This window comes from Pseudomonas putida (assembly GCF_002906855.1).
Taxonomy (GTDB): Bacteria; Pseudomonadota; Gammaproteobacteria; order Pseudomonadales; family Pseudomonadaceae; genus Aquipseudomonas; species Aquipseudomonas putida_N.
The window spans coordinates 1,296,110-1,309,016 of sequence record NZ_MINI01000038.1 but is presented as its reverse complement, the minus strand read 5'-3'; the positions used below and the strand labels follow the sequence as shown (position 1 = coordinate 1,309,016).

Annotated in this window: 11 protein-coding genes; 1 reads left to right on the top strand and 10 read right to left on the bottom strand. The window is 59.5% G+C overall.

What is annotated here, in order from left to right; genetic code table 11:
• Nucleotides 1-28: 28 nt before the first annotated feature.
• The 6 genes from lepB to rpoE all read right to left on the bottom strand — a co-directional run bounded on the left by lepB (nt 29) and on the right by rpoE (nt 6,675).
• The gene (lepB, locus tag BGP85_RS18705; RefSeq protein ID WP_103449369.1) at nt 29-883 is read right to left on the bottom strand and encodes a signal peptidase I; all 855 of its coding nucleotides are present in this window, start codon (nt 881-883) and stop codon (nt 29-31) included.
• Between the two features lie 5 nt (nt 884-888).
• A complete protein-coding gene (gene lepA, locus BGP85_RS18700) occupies nt 889-2,688 on the bottom strand; it encodes a translation elongation factor 4 (protein ID WP_060508428.1) in 1,800 nt (599 codons plus the stop codon).
• Nucleotides 2,689-2,870: 182 nt separating this feature from the next.
• Nucleotides 2,871-4,307 carry a DegQ family serine endoprotease gene (locus tag BGP85_RS18695; RefSeq protein ID WP_103449368.1) on the bottom strand — a complete coding sequence of 479 codons (1,437 nt, stop codon included), beginning with the start codon at nt 4,305-4,307 and terminating at the stop codon, nt 2,871-2,873.
• Between the two features lie 186 nt (nt 4,308-4,493).
• A complete protein-coding gene (locus tag BGP85_RS18690) occupies nt 4,494-5,459 on the bottom strand; it encodes a MucB/RseB C-terminal domain-containing protein (protein WP_103449367.1) in 966 nt (321 codons plus the stop codon).
• A 12-nt stretch (nt 5,460-5,471) separates the two neighbouring features.
• Complete coding sequence (locus BGP85_RS18685) at nt 5,472-6,062, bottom strand: sigma-E factor negative regulatory protein (RefSeq protein ID WP_103449366.1); 591 nt, start codon at nt 6,060-6,062, stop codon at nt 5,472-5,474.
• A 31-nt stretch (nt 6,063-6,093) separates the two neighbouring features.
• Nucleotides 6,094-6,675, bottom strand: a complete 582-nt coding sequence (gene rpoE, locus BGP85_RS18680) for an RNA polymerase sigma factor RpoE (RefSeq protein WP_003252049.1) — start codon at nt 6,673-6,675, stop codon at nt 6,094-6,096.
• Between the two features lie 435 nt (nt 6,676-7,110).
• On the opposite strand from rpoE, the gene nadB reads away from it, so the two are divergent.
• Nucleotides 7,111-8,718, top strand: a complete 1,608-nt coding sequence (gene nadB / locus BGP85_RS18675) for an L-aspartate oxidase (protein WP_103449365.1) — start codon at nt 7,111-7,113, stop codon at nt 8,716-8,718.
• Nucleotides 8,719-9,316: 598 nt separating this feature from the next.
• On the opposite strand, the gene BGP85_RS18670 is transcribed toward nadB, so the two are convergent.
• From BGP85_RS18670 to BGP85_RS18655, 4 genes are all read right to left on the bottom strand, one after another.
• Nucleotides 9,317-9,790, bottom strand: coding sequence for a Rha family transcriptional regulator (locus BGP85_RS18670; protein WP_054903677.1), 474 nt, complete (start codon nt 9,788-9,790; stop codon nt 9,317-9,319).
• Nucleotides 9,791-10,027: 237 nt separating this feature from the next.
• Nucleotides 10,028-11,029, bottom strand: a complete 1,002-nt coding sequence (locus BGP85_RS18665; RefSeq protein ID WP_061202907.1) for a hypothetical protein — start codon at nt 11,027-11,029, stop codon at nt 10,028-10,030.
• Between the two features lie 50 nt (nt 11,030-11,079).
• Nucleotides 11,080-11,481, bottom strand: coding sequence for a hypothetical protein (locus BGP85_RS18660; protein ID WP_054904073.1), 402 nt, complete (start codon nt 11,479-11,481; stop codon nt 11,080-11,082).
• 780 nt (nt 11,482-12,261) lie between these two features.
• Complete coding sequence (locus BGP85_RS18655) at nt 12,262-12,897, bottom strand: hypothetical protein (protein WP_070096172.1); 636 nt, start codon at nt 12,895-12,897, stop codon at nt 12,262-12,264.
• Nucleotides 12,898-12,907: the final 10 nt, after the last annotated feature.

The following is a 12,907-nucleotide window of genomic DNA, read 5'->3' as shown; positions in this document are numbered from 1 at the left end:
GCTGTCTGCAAGACAGCGCCGAAGGGTATCAATGGATCAGGCCGACCCGCGACAGGTTGGGCAAGTGGCTGAGCTTGGGCTCAGGCCAGCTCATCCAGACCGCGAAGGCCTTGCCGACGATGTTCCGGTCCGGAACCATGCCGTGCAGCTCTTTAGGGATTTTCGGGTCATCCCAGTAGCGGCTGTCGTTGGAGTTGTCGCGGTTGTCGCCCATCATGAAGTAATGGCCGGCCGGTACGGTCCATTGCTGGTCCGGTGGCATGCGATAGCGGGTCATCTCCTTGCGGATCAGGTGTTCGGCTTCGCCGAGTTTCTCCTTGTACAACTCGGCGCTGCCCAGGGTACCGGGTTCGGCGCCGACCAACTGCTCGGCAATCGGCTGGCCGTTGACGAACAGCCGCTTGTCGTTGGTGTAGCTGATCTTGTCGCCCGGCAGGCCGACCACACGCTTGATGTAGTTGACGTTCGGGTCGCTCGGGTAGCGGAACACCATCACATCGCCGCGTTGCGGGTCACCCACCTCGATGACCTTCTTGTCGATCACCGGCAGGCGGATGCCATAGGAGAACTTGTTCACCAGGATGAAATCGCCCACTTCCAGGGTCGGTTTCATCGACCCTGAAGGGATCTGGAACGGTTCGACCAGGAACGAGCGCAGCACCAGCACGATGAACAGCACCGGGAAGAACGACTTGCCGTACTCAACCAGCAGCGGCTCTTTGTTCAGGCGCTCGACCACCGCCATTTCTGGTTGGGTGACGCTGCCCTGGTAGTTGGCGATCGCTGCCCGCCGGCGCGGGGCCAGGAACAGCAGATCGATCAAGCCCAGCAGACCGCAGACGAAGACGGCGATGACTAGCAACAGCGGGAAATTTAGCGACATAGGACCTAGCTATCCAACCTGAGCACGGCGAGGAAGGCTTCCTGTGGAATCTCCACGTTACCCACCTGTTTCATGCGTTTTTTACCGGCCTTCTGCTTCTCCAGCAGTTTCTTCTTACGGCTGACGTCACCACCGTAGCACTTGGCCAGCACGTTCTTTCTGAGCGCCTTGACGGTCGTCCGCGCGATGATCTGGCCACCAATGGCAGCCTGGATCGCCACGTCGAACATCTGCCGAGGGATCAGCTCCTTCATCTTCTCGGTCAACGCACGGCCTTTGTAGGCCGCGTTGTCGCGGTGCACGATCAATGCCAGGGCATCGACCTTGTCGCCGTTGATCAGTACATCCAGCTTGACCAGGTTGGCCGACTGGTAGCGATCGAAATGATAGTCCAGCGAAGCATAGCCGCGGCTGGTCGACTTCAGGCGGTCGAAGAAGTCCAGTACCACTTCGTTCATCGGCATGTCATAGCGCACCTGCACCTGGCTGCCGAGGAACTGCATGTCGCGCTGCACACCACGCTTCTCGATGCACAGGGTGATGACGTTGCCCAAGTGCTCCTGCGGTACCAGAATGGTCGCGGTGACGATCGGCTCGCGGAAGTCGAGCACCGAGGATACATCTGGCAGCTTGGACGGGTTGTCGACGATGATGGTTTCGCCGGTTTTCAGTTCCAGCTCGTAGATCACGCTTGGCGCGGTGGTGATCAGGTCCAGGTCGTATTCGCGCTCCAGGCGCTCCTGGATGATCTCCATGTGCAGCATGCCGAGGAAGCCACAACGGAAGCCGAAGCCCAGAGCATCGGAGCTTTCCGGCATGTACTGCAGCGACGAATCGTTCAGGGTGAGCTTCTGCAGGGCGTCGCGGAAGTCCTCGAAGTCATCGGAGCTGACCGGGAACAGACCGGCGTAGACCTGTGGCTGAATCTTCTTGAAACCGGCCAGCACTTCGACTTCTGGCGTAGAGGACAGCGTCAGGGTGTCACCGACCGGCGCACCGTGAATGTCCTTGATGCTGGCAATGATGAAGCCTACTTCACCGGCCTTCAGGTCGGCAGTCTGGGTATGCTTCGGGGTGAAGACACCGACGCTGTCGACCAGGTGCACCTTGCCGGTGGACTTGACCAGGATCTTGTCGCCTTTCTTGACGCGGCCGTGGCGCACACGCACCAGCGAGACCACGCCCAGGTAGTTGTCGAACCAGGAGTCGATGATCAGCGCCTGCAGTGGCGCCTCGATATCGCCTTCCGGCGCGGGGATGGTCTGCACCAGGCGCTCGAGCACCTCGTCCACGCCCATGCCGCTCTTGGCGCTGCAGGCCACGGCGTCGGTGGCGTCGATACCGATGATCTTCTCGATCTCGTCCTTCACGCGGTCCGGATCGGCCTGGGGCAGGTCCATCTTGTTCAGGACCGGCATGACTTCCAGGCCCTGCTCGATGGCGGTGTAGCAGTTGGCCACGGACTGGGCTTCGACGCCCTGGCCGGCGTCCACCACCAGCAGCGCACCTTCACAGGCCGCCAGCGAACGCGAAACTTCGTAGGTGAAGTCGACGTGACCAGGGGTGTCAATGAAGTTCAGCTGGTAGACCTTGCCGTCTTGCGCCTTGTAGTTGAGCGTGACGCTGTGGGCCTTGATGGTGATACCGCGTTCGCGCTCCAGGTCCATGGAGTCCAGTACCTGGGCTTCCATTTCGCGCGCCGACAGGCCACCGCACATTTGAATGAAACGGTCGGCCAGCGTCGACTTGCCATGGTCGATGTGGGCGATGATGGAGAAATTGCGGATATGACTCAAATCACTCACGGGTCAACACTCGGAAAAGGCTGCGAGCCGGACGCCCGCCGAAAAATAGCCGGGAATTGTACCTTAAGCTGCTGGGTTATGGGAGATTCCTCTATCGGACTGTACACAGCATTCGTCCCCGCAATTGTGAACTTTCATGAAAAAGGGCAGCCGAAGCTGCCCTTTCCTACCCCTGAGCCCGCTTATTCGGCGAGTTTGAAGGTGATGAAGCTGGCACGTCCCTGGCGCAGTACGCGCATCGACACCGAACGGTTCTTCGGCAGGTCCTTGGCGATTTCAGTGAACTGCTTGGCCGAGGCGACCGCCTGATTGTTCAGGTGGCTGATCACGTCGCCCGGGCGCAGCCCAATCATCGCGGCCGGGCCGTCCTGGACTTCCTTGATGACCACGCCACCCTTGAGTTCCAGGGTCTTCTTCTGTTCGGCGGTCAGGTCCGATACCGACACGCCCAGGCGGTTGCTGTTGCGCTCGGCGCCGCCTTCAGGGCCAGAACCGGCACCGATGTCGGCATCGTCATCCGGCATCGGGCCTACGGCGACGTCCAGGGTCTGGCGCTTGCCGTTGCGGATGATTTCGAGCTTGGCTTTCTCGCCGTCCTTCAGGCTGCCGACCAGGTGCGGCAGGTCGGCCGACATGACGATCGGCTGGCCGTTCATGCTCAGGATCACGTCACCTACCTGCAGGCCGCCCTTGGCTGCCGGGCCGTTTTCCAGTACTTGCGCCACCAGGGCACCGGCCGGTTTGTCGAGGCCGAACGATTCAGCCAGGTCCTTGTTGACCTCCTGAATCACCACGCCCAGCCAGCCGCGGCTGACCTTGCCGTCTTTCTTCAGCTGATTGGACACGTCGAGGGCGACGTCGATCGGGATGGCGAAGGAAAGGCCCATGAAGCCGCCGGAGCGGGTGAAAATTTGCGAGTTGATACCTACCACTTCGCCTTTCATGTTGAACAGCGGGCCACCGGAGTTGCCCGGGTTGATGGCCACATCGGTCTGGATGAAAGGCACATAGGTATCGTTGGGCAGCGTCCGCCCCTTGGCACTTACGATACCTTTGGTCACCGAGTGGTCGAAGCCGAACGGCGAACCGATGGCCAGCACCCATTCGCCAACCTTGAGCTTCTCGGAATCACCCAGCTTGACGGTCGGCAGGTTCTTGCCCTCGACCTTGAGCAGGGCCACGTCGGTGCGCGGGTCGGTGCCGATCAGCTTGGCTTGCAGCTCGCTGCGGTCCGACAGGCGGACGATGATCTCGTCGGCATCGGCAACCACGTGGTTGTTGGTCAGAACATAGCCATCGCTGGAAATGATGAAGCCAGAACCCAGCGACATGGCCTCGCGTTGACGGTCGCCGCGCGGCGAACGCGGCTGCTGCGGCATGTTGCGTTCGAAAAATTCGCGGAACATCGGCGGCAGGCCTTCGAGGTCCGGCATCTGCCCGGAGGCGACGCGGTCCGGCAGCTTCTGCTTGGTGCTGATATTGACCACGGCCGGCGAGGCTTGCTCGACCAGGGTGGTGAAGTCCGGCAGGGCTTCATCGGCCTGGGCGCTGAGCACCTGGCCAAGCATCAGCACGGCGGCGAACATCGTTAGGTAGGATTTCAAGCGTGGTATTGACATACGGCTCCCGTCACAACGAGCGGTAGTTGAAATAGCCCTGCCCAAAGCAGGAAAGGCCAGACTTCCAGAAGCCTGACCTATAGAAAATTTGCCGAAGGATTGCAAATGACAATGCTTTAATTTCATTTCAGCCGCGGGTCCGTTCGCCTGTGCATTGCCCTTGATTCGGCCCGCAAAAGCGCGCCGTCACTGGCGTGCCTGGGCATCCTGAGGACGCATCGACAGCGCGATACGTTCTGCCGTACCCAGCGGAATTTCGCCAACCACGGTGACCTGCACCTTGCCTTTGGGTGTATTCAGCCGGCGTGAAACGGCCGAGGTCGGGCCAAGCTGGGTGCGCACATCGGCACCGGCATCATCCTTCACGGGTTCGAGGAACACCGAGAATCGGGCCAGGCCATCGTCATACATCAGGCTGCTGATCGAGCTGTTGCGCTCAGGGTCGCGGCGCACCGTACTGTTGATCAACTCGAACCCCGGCGGCAGCCAGTCCGAACGCCAACCGGCAACCGCTTCGCTGGTGCTACTGGCCACCCGCTCGACCGGCTTGCACGCAGCACTGGCTTGCAGGTCTTTGTCAGTAGGCTGGCCGTCGGTGTCCAGGCGGGTCATCTGGAAGCGCTCGAGCAGTTGCCCCTTGTCATTGAGCATCAATGAGCGCAGCGGCAGGCCGGTTCGTCGGTCCAGGTGGAGCTCGAATGCGTAGCGGTGCTGATCGCGAGGTGTCAGCGTGACAATCACGGCATCGCGGTCAGCGACCCGTGACTTGCCTGCCACGCTCAGGTCATACCAGCTCATCAACTTGAGGGGATCGAGCGAACGCTGTGCAGAATCGGGAAGGTTACTTACACCGCTCGCCAAGGCACCACTGACGCACTGCACCTTGCCATTCACGCGCACGATTTCCTGGGCGGTGCCATCGAGCTGCAGAAGCCGCTCGCTGACCTTGCCGTCCTGAACGCGATGCCAGATATCGTGGGAAGAAAAGCTGCCGTTACGTTCGTAGACGAAGGAGCCCTGGTAACTCTGCTTCTGCTCGGCCTGTGCCAGCTTGTTCAACCATTCACTCGCCTCGGGCGATGAATTGGCTGCCAACGCTGGCACCGTCATGCAGCTGCCTATCAGCAGCGACAGGAGAGGTAGCGCGCGCATGATCCTCCTTACTTAGCGGTTTTCCAGGCTGGCGGCGCGGGCATACGGCAGGGCGGTTTCAGTGCCCTTGAGCGCGGATTCCTGCGCGTGCTGGCGCAGATAGCCTGGCAGACGCTGATCCCAGCCGGCCTGGTTCTGCAGCACGCCGTTGGCCATAGGCCCGGTCGGTTGCTCACTGCTTTCACTATAGCCTGCCAAAACCGCAGGGCCCTGACTTTGTGGCATGGTCAGGCCTTGCTGTGCAGGCTGCTGGGCAGCCAGCTCGGCGCCGGTGATCTCGTCCTGGTTGTACATGCGTACGCCAGCCAGCACCGCTACAGTGACCGAGGCAGCCACGGCCAAGCGGCCAATGCTGCGCCACGGGCCCTGCTTGACCTTGGCCGGCACGGCTTCATCGGCCAACGCGGCGGAGACCGCCGAAGCGATATCCAGCTTGGGCAGCAGCAGTTCCTTGTGCATAGCTGCGCGGGCTACCTGGTAACGCGACCAGGTGGCACGGGTTTCGGCATCGTCGACGGCGTTCAACACGCGACGCAATTCCAGTTCGTCCGCTTCGTTATCCATCACCGCGGACAGCGATTCCTGCAAAGCTTCACGACTCATGGCGGTTCCTCTCTCGGCTGTCGCCGCTGTCTCAGGTTTCCTGCAACAACGGCTGCAGGGCTTTATCTATGGCCTCCCGAGCGCGGAAGATTCGAGAGCGCACGGTACCCACCGGACATTGCATGACACTGGCAATGTCTTCGTAACTCAACCCGTCGAACTCACGCAGCGTCAGTGCCGTGCGCAGGTCTTCGGGCAGTTGCTGGATGGTGCGATGGACAGTGCCTTCGATTTCATCCCGCAACAACGAGCGCTCTGGGGACTCGAGATCCTTGAGACCATGATCGCCGTCGTAAAACTCCGCATCCTCGGAGCTCACATCGCTGTCTGGTGGCCGTCTTCCACGGGACACCAGGTAGTTCTTCGCCGTGTTGATGGCGATGCGGTACAGCCAGGTATAAAACGCACTGTCACCGCGGAAATTGCCAAGCGCACGGTAGGCCTTGATAAAGGCTTCCTGCGCCACATCCTGGGCCTCGTGGGTGTCGTGAACAAACCGCACGATCAACCCTAGAATCTTGTGCTGATACTTCAGCACCAACAGATCGAACGCTCGCCTGTCGCCGCGCTGCACGCGCTCGACAAGCTGCTGATCCTCTTCCTGGGTTAGCATGAACACTCCTCAGTGAACTCGAAGGAGCGTTGCCACAGCCTTTGTTCAGGCTTGCAACCATAGACTCGGGCTTTGCGCAAAAGTTCTCCCCTCCAAGCAAGTTTCCTGCGGCCCTTGGTCGGCTCGCACGGAAGACGCTGCGCGGTCACGGCCCGCTACGTCGATAATCAGGTTTCGAATACGCAGGTGTCAGCCCGAATAGAGCTGCCGCCCTGCGTCGCCGCGGCAAATTGTGGCGTGCGGACAGCCTTCATAGGATTTCCGGCCGTATCGGAAAGTTCCCGCAAAGATTGACGCAACGTCCTAACTAGCATGGAAATTGGCTGCCGCAGGCTGCTATAAAGGCAGCCCGGCCAGCATTCACGATAGTTTCACATTGCCATCTGCACGTGACTATTGTGCCGCGCCCTTTCCAAAGATTACTAGTGTCCCGACATGAGCCAACAATTCCAACATGATGTCCTGGTGATCGGCAGCGGCGCAGCCGGTCTCAGCCTGGCACTTAACCTTCCCGGCCATTTGCGCATTGCCGTGCTGAGCAAGGGCGACCTGGCCAACGGCTCGACCTTCTGGGCCCAAGGCGGGGTCGCCGCCGTACTCGACGACACCGACACCGTGCAGTCGCATGTCGAGGACACCCTCAATGCCGGCGGTGGCCTGTGCGACGAAGACGCTGTGCGCTTTACCGTCGAGCACAGCCGCGAAGCCATCGAATGGCTGATCGAGCAAGGTGTGCCCTTTACCCGCGATGAGCACTACAGCGTCGATGATGGGGGTTTCGAGTTCCACCTGACCCGCGAAGGCGGCCACAGCCACCGACGCATCATCCACGCCGCCGACGCCACTGGCGCGGCGATTTTCACCACCCTGCTCGAACAAGCGCGCAAGCGCCCGAACATCGAATTGCTGGAGCAGCGCGTGGCGGTCGACCTGATCACCGAACGCCGCCTGGGCCTGGCGGGTGACCGCTGCCTGGGTGCCTACGTGCTGAACCGCAACAGCGGCGAAGTCGACACCTTCGGCGCGCGCTTCACCGTGCTGGCCACGGGGGGCGCAGCCAAGGTCTACCTCTATACCAGCAACCCCGACGGAGCCTGCGGCGATGGCATCGCCATGGCCTGGCGCGCCGGCTGCCGGGTGGCAAACCTGGAATTCAACCAGTTCCACCCGACCTGCCTGTATCACCCTCAGGCCAAGAGCTTCCTGGTCACCGAGGCCTTGCGTGGCGAAGGCGCGCTGTTGCGGCTGCCTAACGGTGAGCGTTTCATGCCGCGCTTCGACCCGCGCGAAGAACTGGCCCCGCGCGATATCGTCGCCCGCGCCATCGACCACGAGATGAAGCGACTGGGGGTCGACTGCGTCTACCTGGACATCACTCACAAGCCGGCCGACTTCATCAAGAGCCACTTCCCGACTGTCTATGAACGCTGCCTGGCCTTCGGCATCGACATCACCCGCCAGCCGATTCCGGTGGTTCCGGCCGCCCATTACACCTGTGGCGGGGTCATGGTCGATGATCGTGGCCACACCGATGTGCCCGGCCTGTACGCCATCGGCGAAACCAGCTTCACCGGCCTGCACGGCGCCAACCGCATGGCCAGCAACTCGTTGCTGGAGTGCTTCGTCTATGGCCGTGCCGCAGCGGCGGACATCCAGGCACATCTGGACCAGATCGCCATGCCCAGGGCCCTGCCCTGCTGGGACGCCAGCCAGGTCACCGATTCGGATGAAGACGTGATCATCGCCCACAACTGGGACGAGTTGCGCCGCTTCATGTGGGACTACGTGGGGATCGTGCGCACCAGCAAACGCTTGCAGCGCGCCGAGCATCGCGTGCGCCTGCTGCTCGACGAGATCGACGAGTTCTACAGCAACTACCGAGTAAGTAGGGACCTGATCGAACTGAGGAACCTTGCTCAGGTAGCGGAGCTGATGATTAGGTCAGCCATGCAACGCAAGGAATCTCGGGGTCTCCACTACACGCTGGACTATCCAGGGCTGCTTTCAGAAGCGAAGGATACGATCCTTACACCGACCGAATGAGGCACGTTAGGAAGCCTCAGCGTAGCACGGTAAGGCCCCGGTTTGTTACAGCTTTGGCGCATCTTTGTCCCATCGCTGGGGTCCTTATCGCCTGCCCGCGAGGGTCCTTAACGCGCCCACGGGCACCCATGCGAGGGCCTACGGGGGAGCCTGCGCGGGAAGTCTTGTAATGGTGACCTTTCAGATTTTTCTGTCAGATTCTCAAGGGGGCCTATGCGACCACAACCAGAACCCCAGTTGAACGGCCAGACAGACCCAGTAGAGGGCCTGTAGGTGGTCCATGGGGTTCTCCTTGAAGGGTTAGAGTGACTTGTGAAAGCGAACGTCTGTGAGTTCGTGTTGCAGGGCTACCTCAAGGAGGCGCTCATAGGTATGCGGCCAACTCCCTTGAGATTGGTCATTAGAAGCGCCTGATTGAAGCAAGGCATAGCATAGCGCCGCATGTGGTGTCAGAGACTGGACAGGCACCTTAGTGACTACCCGTTTGCCCTTGTAGGTGTAGCACAGTGTGACACTCATCGCGGGACCTTTTTGTGGGCAACTTAGCTATTGAGCATAGCCCGTCACGCTTCGTTTGAGGAAGTATCAATCAACGACCTCAGCGGGCCTTGAGACGCCTTGCAGCGGCCTTGATGTCCCTCATTGCGATTCGATAGTTGTCCTTCTCTCGTTCGAGCAGGTGAACCACAGCAGCCTGTATCGACACACGTTCAAACCCTGAGCCTTCCAGTTCAAGCCAGCGCTTGACGATCATGTTGGACAGCTTGAAGGAATACCGGGAGAGCAGCGTAAAGGTCAGCTCTTTGTCGAGGATGGTCAGCGGTAATAACTTGCTTTGACTGGACTGGTAGCTGGCCTCGACCCATTGAGGTGCCCCCAGATTTGGGGTCTCCCTTTCCAGCTCGTTGAGCATCTTTCGGATGTCTCTGAGTACATGGTCATGGCGCTTACCGGTGATCTCAGCGATCTCCAAGGACGACATACCGGGTAAGCCGTTGAGAGTCGTTGAGGATACCGCTCCGGCCTTGGAGATGTTCTCGAAGATGGTCGCTGTATTGGTGGTCATGGTCATAGTCTGTTTTCCTCTTGTTTGCTCCCTCAAGTTCGCTCCCACCGGCAGCCGAAAGACCCGACCAAGGGTTCTGCCGGTGGCATGAAGGAACAAACAGAAAGACTTTCGGTTAGATAGATGCCCAGCGACGGGCGATGATGCGGATAGGTGAAGCTGTGCCCCTGCCGGTCCCTCTTTAGGTCCGGCCTTACGGGGCTATCAGGGTTTCCCTTAGATCAGCTCAGGGTTTCCCTTCGATCAGCTCAGGGCAATGCGAGTGACCAGCGGGAACGGCACTTGAACGGTCTGAAGACGATCCTCGGTCAGAGCTACCTTGACCATGCCATTGGCGATGATGTCCACCACAGCCACGATCTCAAGGTCCCAGCCTTGGGCGTTTGGGTTGCGAGTCGCTTCAATCTTCCAGATGCTACCGTCTTGGCGCTCACGGTAGCTCAGCGAGGTGAAAAGCTTGGGCAACATGAAGACGCCGTGGTCGGTCCCAGTGTACGGCTGTACGCCCGCGCCAATGAGGTCCTCGATAGAGTCCTGACCAGCACGTTGAGCAGCACGCTCAAGAACAGCCACCAGTGACACGGGCAGCAGGATCACGAAGTCGCTCAGCGAGGTCCCTACAGTCTGGTTAACGTGGGTCGTGAGGATGTCGATGAGGTCCTCAGCGATCTCAGCAGGCTTACCCGTTGGTTTGGCCTCAGAGACGCTCTCAGTGCTTGGGGCAGTCGCCAAGATGGCAGCGACCTTACCGGCTGCGCTGTGCTCAATGTCACGAAGCATCTTGTCAGCGGTTTGCTCCATAGACTGGACGGTGAAGCCTGCCATCAGGTTGTGGTCAAAGATCGTAGCTCGGTGGCTGATGACCAATGCCTTGTCGGTCGCCTCGGTGAAGATCACAGAACCGGCCAGGACCTCGCCCTTCTCGACGGTCTGGTTATCCCAGTTCTTACGAGGGTCGAAGGTGACAGAGCGGTCGGCCATGGTGATGATTTGTTGCCCAGTGGCCTCAGAGCCAGCCGGACGGAACTCGCAAGGGGTTGCCTCCATGGCAGCCTCTCGCCACTCATCGCCGTTCAAGTAGTCCTCAGCGGCTTCCACAAGGGCCTCCACATAGACGGATACATCGGTGGCCGCTTGGGTCTCTGGGCGAACATCAGCAGTGTTGAATCGAATCGACCCAGTGTGCTCATCGGTGATGGCGGTGGTGTAGGTCGAAGGTTTGGTGTACTGGAATGGCTTAGTCATGGTTGTTTCTCCTGAATAGATGAATGAAGTGGTTGTGTGTCGAGGTGCTGTTACCAGCCAGCGCTATTGGCACGGGAGGCAGCACGGATACGGGCACCATGCTCACGAATGGCAGCGGCTCGGGCTTCCTTATCGGCCTTCGCTTGGGCGATCTCACGAGGTGTGTACTCACGGCAGCGCTCTTGATGCCAACGGGCCTCAGCCTCTCTCTGAGCCTTCTCTTGGGCCTTCTGGTATTGGTCTTGGCGGTACTCTCGGGCAACTACGGGAATCGCTTGGAGCGACAGACCGGCCTCATCGAACGCCTTAACGATCTCGAATTGCTGGCCCTTAACGGTCCCGCATTGGGCGACCAGCATGGGCAACATGATGTTCTCGACGTACTCACGGTTCAGGGTCTGGCCCGACACGGTGACTTCGTTCTTCAGGACTTTCGTGATAGTGATTTTCATGGTTTGGGTTCTCCTATTGGGGACCCTTTGATTCGTCCTTGCGCCATAGACGCGCACGACCAGACGGCCAAGGAGAAAGCCTTCGCGGGCATCTTCAAGGACGATCAAAAGGTTCTGGGTTTCAAGTGGTGTTGATGACGCTGATTCAGGACATGGCAAGCCTGAAGGGCATCGAAGGGCGCAGCGTTAGCTCGCTACTGGATCAACCGTGGCGACGGCTGTTGTGCAGGGTCGAGGAAATTATTTTGTTGTTGGTCTTCCTGTCTTACCCATAGTGAGGGTTTTTAACGACAGTCTTGACGGACGCCTTTAAGTTGTGAGTGAGATTCCTTCAGAGCCGCTTAATGGAATCCTCAAGTGAGTCGAGGCGATGGCTTGAAGACACAACCCTTGTTCAAGTAGTTGGTTCAAACGGTCGAGAGTCTTTTGGGGACACTTAGCGAGGACCCGTTGGGCCACACCGTCCATATCGAAGGTGACCTGTCCAGCCTTGTAGGTCCTGAAGTTGGAGCGATGGTCACTAAGGGCACGACGCAACTCGATGAGCTGGGTTCGAGCTGGTCGAGGGAATACAGTAGACAAGACTGACATATCTTGTTCGGTGAGGCGTGAGTTAGCTGGGCAGACAATGCTGGTCATGTTGGAAGGTCTCCTTTGAGGTGTTCTTAAAGATGCCCTTTGAGATGAGGGGAGTTGTAATTAACAACCCCTCTCCCTCTGGGTCTGGTCGATGCTTTGACCTGAAGATGGTCGTTGAGATTTTCTTTATATTATCCGGCGTTAAGTCGCTAAGCCCCGGAATAGAGCCTCTGCGCCTACCTCAGCCACAATCTCAGCCTTGATGTCTGGGTGTCTCTCGACATACGAAGCGATCCCATGGGCAGCGTGTCGAGCAGCCTTGGCGATTCGCTGGGCGGTCCTCAAGGAATACTCATTGGTCTTGCAGGCGTCCGCTGTGATCTCCGAAAGGAACAACGCACCGATGACCGCTCGGGCCTTGACGTTGATCTTTCCGTTGGTGACTCCTGCACTGGTGATGATTGACCCGGTAATGATGTCGTCTACCCATGGCAGCGGATCGGGAATCGCAAGGAGGTACATATAGGCTGCGACAGGGTTGGCGAAGGTGGCCTTTGGGCGTCCACGTCCTCGCTTAGGCTCATCGCTTGGGGTCTCTTGGGGTTGCCCTTGGGGGTCGCTGGAAAGGCCCTTGGCGGCTTTCTGGTGGTCCTCAGAGAGCGACTCATCGGCACGACGCTCAGCGGCCCATGCCTGATACTGGGCTTCGAGGTTTGCGGGTCGTACCATGTCCTTGCGGCGGATGACCTCGCCAGTGATTGGGTCAATGTGAAGGATGGTGCCGGTTTCGTGATCGACGTGGCGGTGCAGTGGTCCGGGTTGGGTGAGCAGGGTCATGGAAGTGGTC

Coding starts and splice junctions, on each gene's coding strand:
- lepB (WP_103449369.1), bottom strand. CDS start 883: ATGTCGCTAAATTTCCCGCTGTTGCTAGTCATCGCCGTCTTCGTCTGC.
- BGP85_RS18695 (WP_103449368.1), bottom strand. CDS start 4,307: ATGTCAATACCACGCTTGAAATCCTACCTAACGATGTTCGCCGCCGTG.
- BGP85_RS18690 (WP_103449367.1), bottom strand. CDS start 5,459: ATGCGCGCGCTACCTCTCCTGTCGCTGCTGATAGGCAGCTGCATGACG.
- BGP85_RS18685 (WP_103449366.1), bottom strand. CDS start 6,062: ATGAGTCGTGAAGCTTTGCAGGAATCGCTGTCCGCGGTGATGGATAAC.
- rpoE (WP_003252049.1), bottom strand. CDS start 6,675: ATGCTAACCCAGGAAGAGGATCAGCAGCTTGTCGAGCGCGTGCAGCGC.
- nadB (WP_103449365.1), top strand. CDS start 7,111: ATGAGCCAACAATTCCAACATGATGTCCTGGTGATCGGCAGCGGCGCA.
- BGP85_RS18670 (WP_054903677.1), bottom strand. CDS start 9,790: ATGACCATGACCACCAATACAGCGACCATCTTCGAGAACATCTCCAAG.
- BGP85_RS18665 (WP_061202907.1), bottom strand. CDS start 11,029: ATGACTAAGCCATTCCAGTACACCAAACCTTCGACCTACACCACCGCC.
- BGP85_RS18660 (WP_054904073.1), bottom strand. CDS start 11,481: ATGAAAATCACTATCACGAAAGTCCTGAAGAACGAAGTCACCGTGTCG.
- BGP85_RS18655 (WP_070096172.1), bottom strand. CDS start 12,897: ATGACCCTGCTCACCCAACCCGGACCACTGCACCGCCACGTCGATCAC.